Below are 18,194 nucleotides of genomic sequence, written 5' to 3' on the forward strand. Positions count from 1 at the left end.
GGCCAGACATATTACTGGAATGGCGGGCCAATTGGAAAGGCGGTAAACTCCGACCTTCTTCCGGGTTCAACTTTGTCAGCTTCTCATGGTCCTTTGGCACGCCTTCAACTCTCTCCCTCACTGGCACCGTAAGATGGTGCTGATCCTGAGCATCCTGGTGATGATGCTGGCGGCCTGGCCGAGCGAACAGGCAGTCGCCACCCGGGTCGATGACAACGACAACGAACTGGCCGTCGAGCAGCAGGTCGACGAGGAGGCCCAGCTGGCACGGGCCGAGCCCGTCACCCCGCCCAAACCGCGCTATGTCACCAGACAGGTGAAGGTGCGCAGCGGCGACAACATGGGGGTCATCTTCCAGCGCCTGGGCCTCAGCACCACGGATCTGCACCTCATCGACCAGCTCGAGGGCACGGATACCCTGCGCCTGCTCAAACCCGGTCAGGAGCTCACCTTCAAGCTCACCAAGGGCGGCGAGCTGCACAGCCTCTATTACCCCCACAGCCTGGAGCAGGCGCTCAAGGTGAACCGCCGGGATGACGGCTTCGTGGCCAGGCCGGTGAAGATCGAGCTCGACACCCGCGAACAGGTGGCCCAGGGGGAGATCCGCTCCAGCTTCTGGGGCGCCGCCGTCGAAGCGGGCATCACGGAAGACCAGATCATGGATCTCGCCGCCATCTTCGGCTGGGACATCGACTTTGCCCAGGACCTGCAACCGGGGGACAGCTTCCGGGTGGTCTACCAGGACAAATACCAGGATGACGAGCGGGTTGCTTCCGGCGACATCCTGGCCGCCGAGTTCGTCAATCAGGGGGCCATCTACCGCGCCGTGCTGAACACGGATGGCAACTACTACACCCCGGACGGCAAGGCGATGCGCAAGAGCTTCCTGCGCGCACCGGTCAACTTCAAATACATCAGCTCCAACTTCAATCCGCGCCGCCTTCACCCGGTCACCGGCAAGGTGCGTCCCCACAATGGTATCGACTACGTGGCGCCGGTGGGGACCCCCATCATGGCGGCGGGCGGCGGCAGCGTGGTGGCCGCCGGCTACAACCAGTTCAACGGCAACTACGTCTTCATCAAGCACGCGGACAACTACGTGACCAAGTACCTGCACCTCTCCAAGCGCACCGTCAACAAGGGGCAGCGAGTGAAGCAGGGGCAGACCATCGGCCTGCTCGGTGGCACCGGCCGGGTCACAGGCCCACACCTGCACTATGAATTCGTGGTGGGCGGCGTGCACAAGAACCCGCGCACCCTCAACCTGCCCCAGGCGGAGTCTCTCAGCGGGCGGGCGCTTGCCAGCTTCAAGGCCCAGGCCATGCCCCAACTGGCCAAGCTGGACAGCCCCGATCTGCAACTGGCCAGAAACAAGGGCAACGGCGACGACAGCTGAGCGCTGTCGACCAAGGCGGAACACGGTATCGAACCGTTCCCCTGCATCATTGAAAGGGGGTTGTCATGACTGAACGCTATATAGGCTGGATGTCCGGTACCAGAGCGGGGCATGGCATCGAACCGTTCCCCTGCATCATTGAAAGAGGGTTGTCATGACGGAACGCTATATAGGCTTGATGTCCGGTACCAGCATGGATGGTATCGACGCCGTGCTGGTGCAGATCGAGGGGGATGCACTGCGGGTCGAGGCGGCCCTCTGCCATCCCTGGCCTGCCGATACGGCTCGCACCCTGCATGCGCTTTGCACCCCGGGGGAGAACGAAATCGACCGCATGGGGGTCGCCGACAACCTGGTGGCCCGCGAATTTGCCGCCGCCACCCAGGCTTTGCTCGCCAAGGCGGCGCTGACTCCCAAGGAGATTCGCGCCATCGGCAGTCACGGCCAGACCATACGCCACCGCCCAGCCCTCGGTTTTACCCTGCAGATTGGCAACGCGGCCCTGCTGGCTGCCCTGACCGGCATCGACGTGGTGGCCGATTTTCGCACCATGGACATGGCCCTCGGCGGTCAGGGGGCGCCCCTGGTGCCCGCCTTCCATCAGGCGCTCTTTGCCCGTCCCGGCGCCCTACGGGTCGTGCTGAACCTCGGCGGCATTGCCAATATCTCGGTGCTGCCCGGCCAGACCGACGGGGGGGCTGGTTCAGGGGTATATGGCTTCGATACCGGCCCCGCCAACACCCTGCTCGACGGCTGGTATCGCCGCCACCAGCCCCACGGCGGCAGCTACGATGCCGGTGGCCAGTGGGCCGCCAGCGGCAGGCTTATCCCTGCGCTGCTGGAGCAGTTGCTGGCTCACCCCTACTTCGCCGCCCCCGCCCCCAAGAGCACGGGGCGTGAGATGTTCACCCTCGACTGGCTCGACGGCGAGCTGGACGGCAGCGCATACGCCCCCGCAGATGTGCAGCGTACCCTGCAATCCCTCACCTGTCACAGCATCGCCCGCCAGTTGCCCGCCCACCGTGATGCGCCAACCCGGCCCGAGCTGTTTGTCTGCGGCGGCGGCGCCCACAACGCCCCGCTGCTGGCGGAGCTGGCCTGCCTGCTGCCCGACTGGCATCTGACCAGCACCGCCCAGCTCGGCCTTGCACCGGACTGGGTGGAAGGGGCCGCCTTTGCCTGGCTGGCACAACGCTTTATCCAGCGAAAGCCGGGCAACCTGCCTGCGGTGACCGGCGCTAGCCGCCCGGCGGTACTGGGCGCCCTCTATCCCGCCTGAGCCGCTTCCCGAGCGCCCTCCCCCTAATGGAACAAGCCCGAACAGGTGCACCTGATCGGGCTTGTTGTTATGCCTGGCGCCAGATGGCGCAGACCCGTCACTCTGTGCTCCCTACCCGAGCCGCTCTTTCAACCTGGCCGCCTGCGCCTTGAAGGTCTCATAATCGGCGACATGCCGGCTCCTGGCGGCGGTGATCCACTGCACGCCCGTCTCGTCGGCGTGGGAAAATTCGATGCAAAACTCATATTTCGCGCTGGAGAGCAGCCCCATCAGGGCCCCAGACAGAAAACCCACCAGGGGCAGGAAGAGCACGATGAGCCAGTTGCCCGCCTGCTCGTAGGAAGGGGTGAAGTAAAAGAGCACACTGGAGGTGACCACTCCCAGCAACAAGGTCTTCTTGAGCCGATCCATCCAGCCGAGTGCTTTTACCTGCACGCCGACGATGCGGCCCAGATCGTAGCAATCCTTGTTCACCCTCAGTGTGTTGTCCGACTGTTCAATGGCAATGGCCATCCTGATACTCCGTCCTGTTGGCTATGGCGATAAGGGGTTGCCGTGGCGGCCCCGGATTGTGCATCCCGTGATCATGACGGACCAGCAGCCAGCCACGAGGCGATGGGCGGCACCTCCCCCAACAGGAACACACGCTGCGCATGGTATGCGTATGGCGCCAAACATCAAAAGACGTTCACATCAAAAGGCGAGGTGGATCACCTTCTACCCGCCCCTTGTCCCCCGTGCAGCCGTTGGCTTTTCTGGCCATCCCCTCTTGGGCAAGGTAGCCGGGGGATCAGGGGTCAGTGAGATAACAGCCCCGTGATGACCCTCAGGAGGGGCGGGCCGATGGGATGGCACCATGGGCCCGCACCTCGAGAGCACTCCCATGGCCCTAGAAGGCCCACTTCAGGAAGCGGTTTACCTGGCGCTTGACCGGTGCACAGAGCGGCGGTTTGGGAGGCTCCAGGTTGATCTGTCTGCGGCCCACCCTGGCTTCGCCCCGCAGCAGGATCTGGAGATAGTGGGGATGCTGGCGCTGGATGAATCGAGAGATCTCATGGGCCCAGGGTTTGGGGACTCCCCACAGGGTCGAGGCCAGGGCGCCGACGATACAGAAGAAGGCGGGCTCGTGCATGCCCATCCTGACGCCATTCTCCAGCGCCTCCTTGAAGGAGCCCGAATGGGCGATGCAGGTCATCACATTGACCATGAAGGCGGCATAGTCATCTTCCCCGCCGTGGCCCACCCTGGCCACCAGCCCGGCCTGCGGCCTGTAGCCGAACTGGTGGCCGATGTGCTCAAGCACCGCATTGCGCTGGCGAATGACCTTGGCATAGAACATCAGCATGGCGGTGCAGTCGAGCGCCTGGCTCAAGGCCGCCTGATGAGGATGGGTCTGGGTGGGACGGGGGGTGGTCAGCAGCGCGATCTCCTCCGAGATGGCGAGCAGACCGATGGGCACCGCCGTGCTGATAAAGGCAAGATCGATGGCGATCGCCAGGTCCTGGCCCTCCTCCATCCGGCCAATGACCACCTGCTCGGCAAAGAGGCGACGCTGGCGCTCGATAAAGGCGCCATAGATCAGGGCTCTGAACTTCTTCTGGGGATAGGGGGTATCGAGCAGGGTCTCCATGGTCAGGATGGCTGCGCCGGTGCGACCACGCAGTTGATAGTCGGGGCGAGGGGGAAGTGCTTGCCTAGGCGGGGGGGTGGCCGAAACCCGCTGGTGCGGCTGTACATGTCACCCAGAATGAATCCAAGCATAAAACCTCCGAAGTCAGATGACGGGGATCGCGATGCGATCGCATGTGCCACTCCCGGGCAGATGAGTGCCGATCCGTGCTGCTCGTCCGCAGGGTCCCTGATTTCATTATTAATCATACAGTTAATAATCCACCCAAACCCCGACCCAGGTCGCAATAACGGCAGTTGATGACAAAGAACACAAATAAGGATGGTGCGGTGAAGATGAGCCGGCTGCATCGCAAGGAGTGCGGGATACGCCAGGGCGGCAAAGCAGGGCGGACTCCGGGGCCCCCTCACAGGGAGGGTCATGACAGGAGTGATATGCATCGGGGGGCGGCAAGTCGGGGCAAGCAAGGGGAAGGCCCCCTCCCCTTGCTTATGAGCCTTGTTGGCGGGCTGCGTTCGCGCCACTGAAAAGATATGGCATAGGCGGTGTGGCGACCCGCCCATGTCAGCCTCCGCCGCAGGGGCTAAAAAGCGCCCTCTCTTTCTCCCGTATTTATGTCATGACCTGTGGCCATGCAAAGAGGGTGAATGTTATTTCAGTGTGCTCACCGCAGCATATTTTGGCGGCGCTGAACAGGGCGTCGAGAGAGCGATAAATAGATAGCTATGCAAAACCGGGAGAATAAGCTGCAATTTCTCCAAAAGTATTAACGGAGGATTCACAGGCTGTAACCCTGATGCGCGACAATATGGCGCTATCTGGTTCCACTTTCATGGTAAAGCGGGATCATCATCACCTTTATTTGCCATGTCCGTCATGAATTGAATCGCAAAATGAATATATTTCACTCTGTTGAGCCACCTCATAGAAACAGGATCCCGGTTTGCATCCCGGGATAACCGCCCCCTAGAATTCTCCCGTCTGAATCACCAGGCCAACTTCTCTCCCTTGTCTGTTGCACGCGCTGTCTGCATCGAAACAGGGCTCGACACTGTGATGATCGTTCTCCTTTTCTCCGTCGCCCTGCGGCGGGAACGGGCAACTGTTGCCGCAATATCACGAGTCATCAGCGTGCCGCATTCGGCCAGGGAAGAACAATGCGGCCCGGACCCTACATCAAAAACGAAAAGGAGTATCGCCATGAGTGGTACCATCATCAAATCCGCCAGAAATACCTCCAATGCGCCTCAGGATCTGGGGCCCTATACCCAGAGCGTGGCCTTCTCCCACTACAACAATATTGCCGCCCAGCTTCCGGTCGACCCGAAAACGGGCGCGCTGGTCGCAGGGGATATCCAGGCGCAGGCCAGACAGTGTCTCACCAATATCCAGGCCATCGTCCAGAGCATTGGCCACGGCATGGAGGACATGGTGAAGGTGACCCTGTTCCTCGCGGACATCGCCGACCTCGATGCCGTCAACGCCGTCTATCGGGAATTCTTCCCCCACTCGCTGCCGACCCGCACAGTGCTCGCCGTCGCCGGTCTGCCGCTCGGCGCCAGGGTGCAGATGGACGCCCTGCTCTCCAACGGGGAAGGCACCTTCCCCCAGGCTCCCTGCCCGCTGCTCAAGATCTCCCGCAATAGCGACAAGGCGCCGCAGGATCCGCTCTCCAGCCAGAGCGTCGCCTTCTCCCACTACAACAATATCGGTGCCCAGCTGCCCCTCGACCCCGCCTCCGGCGCCCTGGTTGACGGTGGCATTCGCGAACAGGCGGCCCAGTGCCTGCGCAATATCAAAACCGTGCTGGAGAGCATCGACGTGCCCTTCGACGACATCGTCAAGGTGACCGTCTATCTGACCAATCTGGCGGATCTCGACGCCGTCAACGAGGTCTACACCACCTTCTTCCCGGACTCCGCCATCGCCCGTGCCGTCGCCTATCTGCCGGCCCGCAGCGTGATCGCGGCCTCTGCCCTGCCGCTGGGTGCCCGGGTGCAGATGGATGCGGTCATCTCCCACGGTGACGGCACCCCGCCCCAGCTGGTGGAAGACAGACACAATCTGGTGATCCGCGCCCGCAATACCGACAAGGCACCGAGAAGCCCGCTGCATACCCAGAGCGTCGCCTTCTCTCACTACAACCATATCGCCGGCCAGTTGCCGCTCGACATGACCACCGGCAAAGTGCTGACCGGTTGCGTCCGTGAGCAGACCGCCCAGTGCCTCGGCCATATCAAGACCATCGTCGAGAGCATCGGCCATGTGATGGACGATATCGTCAAGGTCAATATCCAGGTGAAGAACATCGCGGATCTGGCGGACGTGGATGCCATCTACGCCAAATATTTCCCGGGCTATCTGCCTGCCCGCACCGTATTCGGGGTAAGCGAGCTGCCCGCCGGCGCCCTGGTGCAGATGGATGCGGTGATGTCCAATGCGGAAAGTACCCCGCCGCAGGTTTAAAGCTCGCTTTAAATAATGAAAAGACACCGGCTTAGGCCGGTGTCAGGTAATAGCTATATCTGTACAAGCTGTGATTACAACTTTCCGTTAACTTCATCCTTTATTGTAACGGGAATTGAACGCTTACCTTCAAAATGCTCCTTCATCAAGCAATGAAGCTCCTTTTGAGTTTTTAGAGCCTCATCATCACTAGGAAAATAAACAATCGACATTGGGATAGACTTCTTACCAAGAAATACATCCACCAATTGACTTCGGATGTATTTTTGCTCAGTCTCTTGATCAGCGTACGCCTTTGGAAAATATCCAGCTTTCTTGATATGAACCTTATCGAAATCAAAACCTAAGGACTCACCCATTTCATACAAGAGATCAGACAGCTGATCATTTCGCTTTTCCTCCCAAATTTTTTGCATGCTTTCATCATCATTTGGATATGAATTAAGATGATCTAAATATGTCTTCCATGCATTTACAACCTTCGAATAATTCCGCCCATTAAACTCTAATCCAACCATATTAAGAGCCGATACATGCTGAAATGCTAAAGTTGAGGCTCTGGTAGTCATAAGATCTCGAAACACCGCCATTTTTTTATTTCTATCTTCTGATCTACGATCAAGAAACTTTTGAATTTGGACAGCTAAGATAGGACCAAGAATTACTGCTAGCATCATCAACCAGTCACTCATTGTTATCAGCATACTAAACCTCTGTTGATTACATAACTCATGATAAATTAAAAAACATATCACAATGCTGTTCAGCACCACACTATATTTAACTTTATATCAATTTATAAAATATGATCATACGTATGCTAAAACTTATATTTGATAAAATTACTTATACACTAACCCCATAAAAATTACCTTATCAAATAAACAATGACGAACTAACAAAAAACGCCCCCCATCTTGCGATGGAGGGCGTTTTATTTTCCGGCTACTGGGCCAGAGTGGCCCAATGGTCAGCTATTACAGGGACTCTGCGGTCGCCACCACGTTTTCCACGGTAAAGCCGAATTCCTTGAACAGCAGCTCGGCCGGGGCGGACTCACCGAAGGTGCGCATGCCGATGATCTTGCCGCCAAAGCCCACGTACTTGTACCAGTAGTCGGCGATGCCCGCTTCGATGGCCACACGCTTGGTGACGGCGGCTGGCAGGACAGACTCCTTGTACTCGGCGGACTGGGCATCGAACACGTCGGTAGAGGGGATGGAGACCACGCGCACGGCACGGCCCTTGGCAGTCAGCTGCTCATAGGCAGCCACGGCCAGCTCCACTTCGGAACCGGTGGCGATCAGGATCAGTTCCGGGGTACCGGCGCAATCCTTCAGCACGTAACCACCCTTGGCGGCATCGGCCAGTTGCTGGGCGGTGCGGTCCATCTGGGCCAGGTTCTGACGGGAGAAGATCAGGGAGGTCGGGCCGTCGGTACGCTCGATGGCGTGTTTCCAGGCGATGGCGGACTCTACCTGGTCACACGGGCGCCAGGTGCTCATGTTCGGGGTCAGACGCAGGGAGGCGATCTGCTCGACCGGCTGGTGAGTCGGACCATCTTCACCCAGACCGATGGAGTCGTGGGTGTAGACGAAGATGGCGCGCTGCTTCATCAGGGCGGCCATGCGCAGGGCGTTGCGGGCGTACTCCATGAACATCAGGAAGGTGGCGCCGTAGGGGATGAAACCACCGTGCAGGGCGATGCCGTTCATGATGGCGGACATGCCGAACTCGCGCACGCCGTAGTGGATGTAGTTGCCTGCGGCGCTCTCGGGAGTCAGGGACTTGGAGCCGGACCACATGGTCAGGTTGGACGGCGCGAGATCCGCTGAGCCGCCCATGAATTCCGGCAGCAGCTTGCCGAAGGCTTCCAGGGAGTTCTGGGACGCTTTACGGGTCGCGATCTTGGCCGGGTTGGCCTGCAGGGTTTCGATGATCTTGGCGGATTCAGCAGCCCAGTTGGCCGGCAGCTCGCCTGCGGTGCGGCGCTTGAACTCGGCAGCCAGGGCCGGGTGAGCGGCTTCATAGGCGGCGAACTTGGCAGCCCAGTCGGATTCGAGCTTGGCGCCCTTCTCCTGACCGTTCCACTCGGCGGCGATGTCGGACGGGATGACGAACGGCGCGTGGTCCCACTTCAGGAAGGCACGGGCGGCGGCGATCTCGTCATTGCCCAGCGGTGCGCCGTGGCAGTCGTGGGAGCCGGACTTGTTCGGGGAACCGTAACCGATGATGGTGCGGCAGCAGATCAGGGTCGGCTTGCCGGTCTCGGCCTTGGCGGCTTCGATGGCGGCGTTGATGGCTTCCGGATTGTGACCGTCAACGGCCGGGATGACGTGCCAGCCGTAGGCTTCGAAGCGCTTGGGAGTGTCGTCGGTGAACCAGCCTTCTACGTGACCGTCGATGGAGATGCCGTTGTCATCCCAGAACGCGATCAGCTTGCCCAGGCCCAGGGTGCCGGCCAGGGAGCAGGCTTCGTGGGAGATACCTTCCATCAGGCAGCCGTCGCCCATGAAGGCGTAGGTGTAGTGGTCGACGATGTCGTGACCCGGCTGGTTGAACTGCTCGGCCATGGCCTTCTCGGCGATCGCCATGCCCACGGCGTTGGTGATGCCCTGACCCAGCGGACCGGTCGTGGTTTCAACGCCCGGCGCATAACCGTACTCCGGGTGACCCGGGGTGCGAGAGTGCAGTTGGCGGAAGTTTTTCAGATCGTCGATGGAGAGGTCATAACCGGAGAGGTGCAGCAGGGAGTACAGCAGCATGGAGCCGTGGCCGTTGGAGAGAATGAAACGGTCGCGGTCGGCCCACTTGGGGTTGTTCGGGTTGTGTTTGAGGTGGCTGCGCCACAGCACTTCAGCGATATCCGCCATTCCCATGGGGGCGCCCGGGTGACCGGAGTTGGCTTTTTGAACGGCATCCATACTCAATGCACGAATGGCATTGGCAAGCTCTTTACGAGAAGGCATCTGTATCTCCTGCGATTGCTTCATTTGATGGCCAAGATTAAGGCGCGTTATTGTCCCAGCAGGGGGCGCGGCGTGCAAATATTATCTGGGCGAATAAAGTGGCTTTGGGAGCACAATCGCTTTTCTGGGCGGGGAAAACGATTCAATCCGCCCCCTGCCTTACCTCCATGGAGGTAGCCCCCTTTCCCCGTCCCGCCCCGGGCGGCTCCACCCCCAAATAGTGCTGGCAATCACCGGATGACCTATTTAAAATAGACGTCCAGATGTAGATACCTCTACAGTCATCCTGTCATTATCCGGTTATGGCCAAGGCGATAACCCTTACGAATCGAGAACCAAACATGGCAAAGCTGTTTACTTCCGAGTCGGTCTCCGAAGGCCATCCCGATAAAATCGCCGACCAGATCTCCGATGCGGTGCTGGACGCCATCCTGCAGCAGGACACCAAGGCGCGCGTCGCCTGCGAAACCCTGGTCAAGACCGGCATGGTGATGGTAGCCGGCGAAGTGACCACCTCTGCCTGGGTCGACATCGAACAGATCGTGCGCGACACCGTGCGCGAGATTGGTTATACCCACTCCGACATGGGCTTCGACGCCGACTCCTGCGCCGTGCTGAACGCCATCGGCAAACAGTCTCCGGACATCAACCAGGGCGTCGACCGTACCGACCCGCTGGAGCAAGGTGCCGGTGACCAGGGCCTGATGTTCGGCTACGCCACCAACGAAACTGACGTGCTGATGCCCGCGCCCATCACCTACTCCCACCTGCTGGTGAAGCGTCAGGCAGAAGTGCGCAAGAACGGCACCCTGCCGTGGCTGCGTCCGGACGCCAAGAGCCAGCTGACCTTCGCCTACGACGACGCAGGCAAGATCCTGGGTGTCGATGCCGTGGTGCTCTCCACCCAGCATTGCGACTCCATCAGCCACAGCGATCTGGTGGAAGCGGTGCGCGAAGAGATCATCAAGCCGGTGCTGCCGGCCGAGTGGATCAACAAGGACACCAAGTACTTCATCAACCCGACCGGCCGTTTCGTCATCGGCGGCCCCATGGGTGACTGCGGTCTGACCGGTCGCAAGATCATCGTCGACACCTACGGCGGCATGGCCCGTCACGGTGGTGGCGCCTTCTCCGGCAAGGATCCGTCCAAGGTGGACCGCTCCGCCGCCTACGCCGCCCGCTACGTGGCCAAGAACATCGTGGCCGCAGGCCTCGCGGATCGCTGTGAAGTGCAGGTCTCCTACGCCATCGGCGTGGCCGAGCCCACCTCCATCAGCGTCGAAACCTTCGGCACCGGCAAGGTAGCCGAAGCCCTGCTGGTCAAGCTGGTGCGCGAGTTCTTCGAGCTGCGCCCCTATGGTCTCATCGAGATGCTGGATCTGAAGCGCCCGATCTACCAGGCAACCGCCGCTTACGGCCACTTCGGCCGCGACGAGTTCCCCTGGGAGAAGACCGACAAGGCCGAGCTGCTGCGCGCTGCCGCCGGCCTGTAAGGCTCGAGGTTGTGATAAAAGGGGAGCCTGGCTCCCCTTTTGCTTTTGTGTCCTGTCCCGAGGATCCCATGCCTGCCACTGCCACCCGGCTTGACCCCGCCCTCATCGAGACGCTGCTCGCGCGCGTCGAGGCCTGCTTTGTACAGGCCGAAACACGCCTTGGCCGCACCTTTCCCCGCCCGCAAGTCCACTGCAACATGCGGGGCCGGGCGGCAGGGTCTGCTCGGCTGCAAACCTGGGAGCTGCGTTTCAATCCGACGCTCTATCAGGCCAATCAGCAGGCGTTTCTCAGGGAAGTGGTGCCCCACGAGGTGGCGCACCTGCTGGTCTATGCGCTCTGGGGAGAGGGGCGCGGCAAGAGCCGGGTACTGCCCCACGGCCGCCAGTGGCAGTCGGTGATGCGGGAGCTGTTCGGTCTCGAACCCAGCACCACCCACAGCTTCGATCTGGGGGTGCTGGCCCAGCGCACCTTCGTGTATGCCTGCGCCTGCCAGCAGCATCCCCTCTCCGTGCGCCGCCACAACAAGGTGATGCGCGGCGAGGCCCGCTATCACTGCCGCCGCTGTCGCCAGCCCCTGGTGTGGCAGCGCGACACGACGGCGGATTGAGTCACCCCGTGTCGCGCTCCTGTGATAGGGTGCGCGCTTACTTCATTCAACTGTCTCATTGCCAAGGATATTCATGTTTCGCCCTCTGCTCTCCCTCTGCCTGGCCCTGCTGGTCAGCGCCCCGGCCCATGCCGACAACATCCAGACCTTTCGCGCCGCCAAGCAGGATCTGAACAAGCTCTACCAGAGCCACCCCGTCACCTTCTACTGCGGCTGCAACATCAAGTTCAGCGGCAAGAAGATGGCCCCCGACTGGGAGAGCTGCGGCTACCTGCCGCGCAAGCAGGCCGAGCGGGCCTCCCGCATCGAATGGGAGCACGTGGTGCCCGCCTGGGAGTTCGGCCACCAGCTCCAGTGCTGGCAGGACGGGGGTCGCAAGAATTGCGGCAAGAGCGACGAGTTCAACAGGATGGAGGGAGACATGCACAACCTCTTCCCCGCCATCGGCGAGGTGAACGGCGATCGGGCGAACTTCCGCTTCAGCGACTGGAACGGCAAACCGAACCAGTACGGTAAGTGCCAGATGCTGGTGGACTTCAAGGAGCGCCAGGTGCAGCCGCCCAAGGGGCCGGTGCGTGGCCAGATCGCCCGCGCCTACCTCTACATGAGCCAGCAGTACGGACTGCGTCTGGCGGCCCAGCAGCGCAAGCTTTACGAAGCCTGGGACAGGCAGTATCCGGCTGATCGCTGGGAGTGCGAGCGCAACCGCCGTATCGGCAAGCTGCAGGGCAATACCAATCCCTTCATTGAAAAGCAGTGCCAATAACCCCATTTGACCAGGGAGGGGGAGCGTCCCCCTCCTCCTGAATCCCTTCACTCTCTGTCTCGCGAGCCTTGCTCGCCGCCGTGCAGTAGGGTATTGAAGGGTTTCCAAGCAAGAGACTGACTATCAGCCATGCGCATTCCACGTATCTATGAACCGGCCAGCCTGCAGGTTGGCCAGACCCTCGCCCTGTCAGAAGACGGTGCCAATCACATCGGCCGCGTGCTGCGCATGCAGCCGGGCCAGCAGCTCGAGCTGTTCAACGGCGACGGCCACCAGTACCCCGCCACCATCACCAGTGTGGGCAAGAAGTCCGTTGAGGTGACCATCGACAGTTGCGAGACCCGCTCGGTGGAGTCCCCCCTTGCCATCCACCTGGGTCAGGTGATCAGCCGCGGCGACAAGATGGACTTCACCATCCAGAAATCCGTGGAGCTCGGCGTCACCTGCATCACGCCCCTCTTCTCCGAGCGCTGCGGCGTCAAGCTGCCCGCCGATCGGCTGGAGAAAAAACGCGAACAGTGGCAAAAAGTGGTGATCAGCGCCTGCGAGCAGTGCGGTCGCAATACCGTGCCCGAGGTGCGCATGCCGATGGAGCTCGACGCCTGGCTGGCGGAAGAGACCCAGGAGCTCAAGCTCAACCTGCACCCGCGCGCCCCTTACAGCATCAACACCCTGCCCATCCCCGAGCACGGCGTGCGCCTGCTGATCGGCCCGGAAGGGGGCTTGTCCAGCGACGAGATCGCCCGTACCGTGCAGGAAGATTTCAAGGAGATGCTGCTGGGGCCGCGGGTGCTGCGCACCGAAACCGCCGCCCTGACGGCAATTACTGCGCTTCAGTGCCGCTTTGGCGATCTGGCCTGACAGCCGACCCCACCCCAGCCCTCCCCTTCGCAGGGGAGGGAGCAACAGGCCCCTCCCCCTTGTGAAGGGGGAGGCAGGGAGGGGGTCATCACATCCAATCGAGCCATTAGGAAGGAAACTCGGATGACCATTAAACTCGGCATCGTGATGGACCCCATCTCGGCCATCAACATCAAGAAGGACTCCAGCTTCGCCATGCTCGAAGAGGCGCAAAAGCGCGGCTACGAGCTGTTCTATCTGGAGATGAAGGATCTCTACATGGAGGCCGGTCGCGCCTTCGGTACCATGCGTCCGCTCACCGTCAAATATGACTATGCCGACTGGTACACGCTGGGCGAGGTGGTGGATCAGCCGCTCTCCAGCCTGGACGTGATCCTGATGCGCAAGGATCCCCCCTTCGACACCGAGTTCATCTACGCCACCTACATGCTGGAACGGGCCGAGGATGAGGGCTGCCTTATCGTCAACAAGCCCCAGAGCCTGCGCGACGCTAACGAAAAGCTCTACACCGCCTGGTTTGCCGAGCACACCCCGACCACGCTCGTCACTCGCAGAGCAGACAAGCTGCGGGCTTTCCACGCCAAACACAAGGACGTCATCCTCAAACCGCTCGACGGCATGGGAGGCGCCTCCATCTTCCGCATGAAGGAAGATGACGCCAACGTCGGCGTCATCATCGAGACATTAACCTCTCACGGCAGCCAGTACTGCATGGCGCAGACCTATCTGCCCGCCATCAAGGATGGCGACAAGCGGGTGCTGGTGGTGGACGGTGAACCGGCACCTTACTGCCTGGCCCGCATTCCGGCCCAGGGTGAGACCCGTGGCAACCTGGCGGCCGGCGGCCGTGGTGAGGCGCGCCCCTTGAGTGACGCGGACTGGGCCATCGCCCGCGCGGTAGGCCCGACCCTGAAAGAGAAGGGGCTCATCTTCGTCGGCCTCGACATCATCGGCGATCGCCTGACCGAGATTAACGTCACCAGCCCTACCTGCATCCGCGAGATTGAGGCGGCCTTCGACGTCTCCATTACCGGCATGCTGATGGACGCCATCGAGCGCCGGCTGGGCCGCTGACCCCTTGCCCAGCGACCCGTTGCCGCAGCGAGGAAACACACACAAGGGGCCGTGAAGGCCCCTTTGACTGCCGGCAAAAAGCGGTTTTGCCCGCCGCCATCAACTGCCATAATCACCCCAAATACCTTTGCACGCTAAGAGATACATACGCTCCATGCAAACACTGCAAAATCACTTTCTGCTCGCCATGCCGAGCCTCACGGACGCCTATTTCCAGCGCTCCCTGGTCTATCTGTGCGAACACAGCAGCGAAGGCGCCATGGGACTGGTGGTCAACATTCCGGTCGACATGTCCCTGGACGCCATGCTGGCCAAGCTCAACCTCAATCCCCCCGCCACCGCCGAGATGAAACAGCCGGTGTTGCAGGGGGGCCCGGTGCACGGGGATCGCGGCTTCGTGCTGCACAGCTTCCGCCCGGGCTTCAACTCCACCCTGCAGGTGAGCGACGAGATGATGGTCACCACCTCCAAGGACATCCTGGAGACCCTGGGCACCGACGAGGCGCCGGACCACTGGCTGGTGGCGCTCGGTTACGCCGGCTGGAGTGCAGGCCAGCTCGAGCAGGAGCTGGTGGATGGCGCCTGGCTGGTGATCCCCCCCAATCCCAAGCTGGTCTTCGATACCCCCATCCACCTGCGCTGGCAGCAAGCCGCCGCGAGCATTGGGGTCAACCCCCTGCACCTCTCCAGCCAGGTGGGCCATAGCTGACACCCCGGCCCCCCCCTCACGAGCAGGGGGAGACAGGGAGGGGGCTTTCCCCTTCATTTATCCATCCATTTCGAGGAGACCCCATGTCATCACGCAGCATCATGGGCTTTGACTACGGCACCAAGAGCATCGGCGTCGCCATCGGCCAGGAGCTCACGGGCAGCGCCCGCCCCCTTCGCTCCCTCAAGGCCAACGACGGCATCCCCAACTGGGACGAGATAGAGAAGCTGATCAAGGAGTGGCAACCGGATCTGCTGATCGTCGGTCTGCCGCTCAACATGGATGGCACGGACCAGGAGATCACGGTGCGGGCTCGCAAGTTCGGTAATCGCCTGCACGGTCGCTTCGGCAAGCCGGTGGAGTTCAAGGACGAGCGGCTCACCACCACGGATGCCCGCGCCCGCCTGTTTGAACGTGGCGGCTACAAGGCGCTGGACAAGGGGAGCGTGGACGGCGTCTCCGCCCAGCTCATCGTCGAAGCCTGGATGGAAGAGCAGTACGACTAAACCGGGGAGCCTCCTCCCCCTTGCTTCTCTTTCACCGCCCCGCTCCCCATGGGCTCGCTCCAGGCAAAACGCGTCATCCCCGCTGCGGCCAGGCCATAGAGCCGCCGGATCTCCCCCCGCAACCACATCACCTTGGCATCCTGATTGTGGCGCTTGTGCCACAGCAGGATGAAGGCGATCTCCAGCTGGGCATAGAGGGACTCTTCCAGCGGCAACGGCATGGGGATGAGGTCGGGGTGGTGTCTGGCGGCATAGTCCGCGCAATATGAGGGCACCACGGCGATCAGCTCGTGGCTCTTTTTGGTGGCGATGTGCAGCGCCTGCTCGAAGCTCGCCACCATGATGGGCACCTGCCGCCTGTGGCCTTCGTCCTCCAGCAGATCATCCAGTGCCCAGCTGTCGCTGGCCTCCCACACCACGCTCACCTGGGGGCAGGCCAGAAAGCGGGTCAGCGACCACGTCTGCCCGAGCAAGGGGTGATCCTTGCGCAGGAACACCACGGGACGATCGCAGAACAGCACCTCGTGATCGATGTAATAGGGCAGCCGGTTGACCCTGGCATGGGAGCGGCCGTGGGTCTCCCGGGCACAGAAGCCGAGATCCGCCTCCCCGTTGACGATGTCGTTGAGAGAGTGGTGATCCCAGCCCAGCATCCTGACCACGGAGTGAGGGTACTTCTGGTAGATGGTCGTGGGCAGCTCGCTCAGGAAGCTGATGCCAAAGGGGGACTCCATCACCAGACTGAAGCGGGCCCCCTCGGGGATCGCCTCGCTGTTGAGGGTGCTGATGCTCTCGGTGAGCTGGAACCAGGTCTTGAGCTCCTCTGCCAGGGTCAGGGAGAGGTTGGTCGGCTGCAAGCCCTGGTGCACGCGCACGAAGAGGGGGTCCCCGAACCAGTCCCGCAGCTTGCCGAGCGCCTTGCTCACCGCCGACGGGGTGACACACAGCTTCTTGGCCGCCCCCGCCACGCTGCGCTCCTGCATCAGGTGCCTGAAGACCACCAGCAGGTTCAAATCGAGTTCACCCAGATTGCGCATCACTTCTCTCCTATCCCCGAGCCCGGACTCGCCGTACCGCACGCCATGGTAGCAGCACCTTCACCACCAAGTAACCGAGCAGCGCCAGCAGGAGTGCCAGGATCAGCATCCAGAGCGCAGGCATCCCCAGATGGCCCATCCCCCAGATGAAGAGCCCGGACAACCCTATCTGCATGATGCAGAGCAGGGCACTGGCCGATGCCACCTGATCCCCGCACACATCCAGCGCCTCCCCCATCGCCACCCCGAACCCGCAGGAAAACCCGATGCAGACCAGGGCACACCCCGCCAGCAGCCAGGACAGGCCGCCTTCGGGCCCGCTGCTGCACAACAGGGCGAGCAAGGCCAGCAGGTAGGCGAGATGGGAGAGCGCCAGCACCCTTGCCTTGCCGAGCCAGCGCAGCAGCAAGGGGGTCAGGAAGGAAGCGGACATGCTCACCCCGGCCATCGCCATCATCAGCCGGGTGTACTGCTCGGGAGGCAGGCCGAACGTGGTCATCAGGACGAGGGGCGAGACGCTCACATAGACCAGGATGGCGGTCACGCTGGCGCTGGTCAGCAAGGCGCGCTGCATGAAGGGGGCCGTGCCCAGCAGGGCCAGCGGCGATACCCCCGCAGGCTGGCGGGCGGGGCGGGTCTCCTTGAGCAGTCGCAGGTTGACCAGGGCACTGATGGCGGCCACCAGCGCCATGCCCACGAAGATGCCGCGCCACTCGAAGTGCGACAGGATGAGATAACCGAGTACGGGAGCCAGCACCGGAATGACGCAGATCACGCCGTTGATGAGGGAGAGAGCCATCGCGAGGCGCGCCTGGCTCAGCACATCCCGCAGCACGGTGAAGGTCATGATGTAGAGCGCTCCAGCGCCCACCCCTTGCCAGAAACGCCCCAGATAAAACTGGGCGATGCCGGTCGCCTCCGCCGCCACCAGGGAGGCGACCACGAAGATGAGGGCGCCCCCCAGCACCACGGGGCGCCTGCCATGCCGATCCGCCAGCATGCCCCCCGGCAGCACGGTAGCCGCCATGCCCAGCAGATAGATGGAAAAAGCGGTGTGGATCTGCGCCTCGCTCCCCTGCAGGGTTTGCGCAATGCGGGGCACGGCCACCAGATAGAGATCGATCCCGAGGGGATAGAGGATGATCATCAGAAAAGTACACAGCAGAAACATACCCATGAAGGCTCCATAGCAGCAGGTTTCACCATCACAGGTGCGCTGTCAGCGAGATTGACAACTCAATCCTGCAAAAGCAGAGGAAGATGCCGGGCACTATAGAGCGGGCGGCCTGCCGGGGCCTAGTGACGAGATGGCACTCGGTGGATGCCAATCCGGACATCTCCCGCAGGAGAGGCCCGGACTGGCATGCTCATCGACCCGCCCCCTGCCAGGTCGCCCTTGA

At 61.6% G+C, this 18,194-nt stretch carries 16 protein-coding genes; 10 read left to right on the forward strand and 6 right to left on the reverse strand.

Annotation, left to right across the window (positions count from 1 at the left end; genetic code table 11):
- Positions 1-85: 85 nt before the first annotated feature.
- Complete coding sequence (locus tag PG879_RS01990; RefSeq protein ID WP_270829628.1) at positions 86-1,396, forward strand: peptidoglycan DD-metalloendopeptidase family protein; 1,311 nt, start codon at positions 86-88, stop codon at positions 1,394-1,396.
- A gap of 154 nt (positions 1,397-1,550) precedes the next feature.
- A complete protein-coding gene (locus PG879_RS01995) occupies positions 1,551-2,675 on the forward strand; it encodes an anhydro-N-acetylmuramic acid kinase (RefSeq protein WP_270829629.1) in 1,125 nt (374 codons plus the stop codon).
- A 111-nt stretch (positions 2,676-2,786) separates the two neighbouring features.
- Here PG879_RS01995 and PG879_RS02000 read toward each other — a convergent pair whose 3' ends face one another.
- Both PG879_RS02000 and PG879_RS02005 read right to left on the reverse strand, forming a co-directional pair.
- The gene (locus tag PG879_RS02000) at positions 2,787-3,188 is read right to left on the reverse strand and encodes a hypothetical protein (protein WP_234929074.1); all 402 of its coding nucleotides are present in this window, start codon (positions 3,186-3,188) and stop codon (positions 2,787-2,789) included.
- A gap of 376 nt (positions 3,189-3,564) precedes the next feature.
- Complete coding sequence (locus tag PG879_RS02005; RefSeq protein ID WP_270829632.1) at positions 3,565-4,305, reverse strand: hypothetical protein; 741 nt, start codon at positions 4,303-4,305, stop codon at positions 3,565-3,567.
- Positions 4,306-5,505: 1,200 nt separating this feature from the next.
- Between PG879_RS02005 and PG879_RS02010 the strand changes: the two genes are divergently transcribed.
- Positions 5,506-6,771 carry a RidA family protein gene (locus PG879_RS02010; protein WP_270829633.1) on the forward strand — a complete coding sequence of 422 codons (1,266 nt, stop codon included), beginning with the start codon at positions 5,506-5,508 and terminating at the stop codon, positions 6,769-6,771.
- 74 nt (positions 6,772-6,845) lie between these two features.
- On the opposite strand, the gene PG879_RS02015 is transcribed toward PG879_RS02010, so the two are convergent.
- On the reverse strand, positions 6,846-7,475 hold the full coding sequence (locus PG879_RS02015; protein ID WP_270829634.1) for a DUF6680 family protein: 630 nt from the start codon (positions 7,473-7,475) through the stop codon (positions 6,846-6,848).
- Positions 7,476-7,748: 273 nt separating this feature from the next.
- Positions 7,749-9,740 (reverse strand): transketolase, encoded by a 1,992-nt coding sequence (gene tkt / locus PG879_RS02020; RefSeq protein WP_182976411.1) that lies wholly within the window; start codon positions 9,738-9,740, stop codon positions 7,749-7,751.
- A gap of 341 nt (positions 9,741-10,081) precedes the next feature.
- Here tkt and metK point away from each other — a divergent pair, with 341 nt between their 5' ends.
- The 7 genes from metK to ruvX all read left to right on the forward strand — a co-directional run bounded on the left by metK (position 10,082) and on the right by ruvX (position 15,757).
- Positions 10,082-11,233 (forward strand): methionine adenosyltransferase, encoded by a 1,152-nt coding sequence (gene metK, locus PG879_RS02025; protein WP_010673869.1) that lies wholly within the window; start codon positions 10,082-10,084, stop codon positions 11,231-11,233.
- Positions 11,234-11,301: 68 nt separating this feature from the next.
- Positions 11,302-11,841 (forward strand): SprT family zinc-dependent metalloprotease, encoded by a 540-nt coding sequence (locus PG879_RS02030; RefSeq protein WP_270829635.1) that lies wholly within the window; start codon positions 11,302-11,304, stop codon positions 11,839-11,841.
- 73 nt (positions 11,842-11,914) lie between these two features.
- Complete coding sequence (locus PG879_RS02035; protein ID WP_039040144.1) at positions 11,915-12,607, forward strand: endonuclease; 693 nt, start codon at positions 11,915-11,917, stop codon at positions 12,605-12,607.
- Positions 12,608-12,736: 129 nt separating this feature from the next.
- On the forward strand, positions 12,737-13,468 hold the full coding sequence (gene rsmE / locus PG879_RS02040; protein WP_052816450.1) for a 16S rRNA (uracil(1498)-N(3))-methyltransferase: 732 nt from the start codon (positions 12,737-12,739) through the stop codon (positions 13,466-13,468).
- Between the two features lie 123 nt (positions 13,469-13,591).
- Positions 13,592-14,542 (forward strand): glutathione synthase, encoded by a 951-nt coding sequence (gshB, locus tag PG879_RS02045; protein ID WP_270829636.1) that lies wholly within the window; start codon positions 13,592-13,594, stop codon positions 14,540-14,542.
- A gap of 154 nt (positions 14,543-14,696) precedes the next feature.
- A complete protein-coding gene (locus PG879_RS02050) occupies positions 14,697-15,251 on the forward strand; it encodes a YqgE/AlgH family protein (RefSeq protein WP_270829637.1) in 555 nt (184 codons plus the stop codon).
- A gap of 83 nt (positions 15,252-15,334) precedes the next feature.
- Positions 15,335-15,757 carry a Holliday junction resolvase RuvX gene (ruvX, locus tag PG879_RS02055; RefSeq protein ID WP_010673863.1) on the forward strand — a complete coding sequence of 141 codons (423 nt, stop codon included), beginning with the start codon at positions 15,335-15,337 and terminating at the stop codon, positions 15,755-15,757.
- Here the strand turns inward: ruvX and yidZ are convergent.
- Entirely contained in the window at positions 15,754-16,794 is a 1,041-nt protein-coding gene (yidZ, locus tag PG879_RS02060) for an HTH-type transcriptional regulator YidZ (RefSeq protein WP_270829638.1), read from the reverse strand. The genes ruvX and yidZ overlap by 4 nt on opposite strands.
- A gap of 10 nt (positions 16,795-16,804) precedes the next feature.
- Positions 16,805-17,971, reverse strand: coding sequence for an MdtL family multidrug efflux MFS transporter (locus tag PG879_RS02065; protein ID WP_113977782.1), 1,167 nt, complete (start codon positions 17,969-17,971; stop codon positions 16,805-16,807).
- Positions 17,972-18,194: the final 223 nt, after the last annotated feature.

Origin of the sequence: Aeromonas sp. QDB63 (assembly GCF_027707425.1) — a bacterium.
GTDB lineage: Bacteria > Pseudomonadota > Gammaproteobacteria > Enterobacterales > Aeromonadaceae > Aeromonas > Aeromonas caviae.

Excerpts from the sequence above, each read along its gene's own strand:
- PG879_RS02005 (WP_270829632.1), bottom strand. The coding sequence starts at position 4,305 with ATGGAGACCCTGCTCGATACCCCCTATCCCCAGAAGAAGTTCAGAGCC.
- PG879_RS02035 (WP_039040144.1), top strand. The coding sequence starts at position 11,915 with ATGTTTCGCCCTCTGCTCTCCCTCTGCCTGGCCCTGCTGGTCAGCGCC.
- PG879_RS02050 (WP_270829637.1), top strand. The coding sequence starts at position 14,697 with ATGCAAACACTGCAAAATCACTTTCTGCTCGCCATGCCGAGCCTCACG.
- metK (WP_010673869.1), top strand. The coding sequence starts at position 10,082 with ATGGCAAAGCTGTTTACTTCCGAGTCGGTCTCCGAAGGCCATCCCGAT.
- PG879_RS02015 (WP_270829634.1), bottom strand. The coding sequence starts at position 7,475 with ATGCTGATAACAATGAGTGACTGGTTGATGATGCTAGCAGTAATTCTT.
- gshB (WP_270829636.1), top strand. The coding sequence starts at position 13,592 with ATGACCATTAAACTCGGCATCGTGATGGACCCCATCTCGGCCATCAAC.
- PG879_RS01995 (WP_270829629.1), top strand. The coding sequence starts at position 1,551 with ATGACGGAACGCTATATAGGCTTGATGTCCGGTACCAGCATGGATGGT.
- ruvX (WP_010673863.1), top strand. The coding sequence starts at position 15,335 with ATGTCATCACGCAGCATCATGGGCTTTGACTACGGCACCAAGAGCATC.
- PG879_RS02065 (WP_113977782.1), bottom strand. The coding sequence starts at position 17,971 with ATGGGTATGTTTCTGCTGTGTACTTTTCTGATGATCATCCTCTATCCC.
- PG879_RS02030 (WP_270829635.1), top strand. The coding sequence starts at position 11,302 with ATGCCTGCCACTGCCACCCGGCTTGACCCCGCCCTCATCGAGACGCTG.
- PG879_RS02010 (WP_270829633.1), top strand. The coding sequence starts at position 5,506 with ATGAGTGGTACCATCATCAAATCCGCCAGAAATACCTCCAATGCGCCT.
- PG879_RS01990 (WP_270829628.1), top strand. The coding sequence starts at position 86 with ATGGTCCTTTGGCACGCCTTCAACTCTCTCCCTCACTGGCACCGTAAG.
- PG879_RS02000 (WP_234929074.1), bottom strand. The coding sequence starts at position 3,188 with ATGGCCATTGCCATTGAACAGTCGGACAACACACTGAGGGTGAACAAG.
- yidZ (WP_270829638.1), bottom strand. The coding sequence starts at position 16,794 with ATGCGCAATCTGGGTGAACTCGATTTGAACCTGCTGGTGGTCTTCAGG.
- tkt (WP_182976411.1), bottom strand. The coding sequence starts at position 9,740 with ATGCCTTCTCGTAAAGAGCTTGCCAATGCCATTCGTGCATTGAGTATG.
- rsmE (WP_052816450.1), top strand. The coding sequence starts at position 12,737 with ATGCGCATTCCACGTATCTATGAACCGGCCAGCCTGCAGGTTGGCCAG.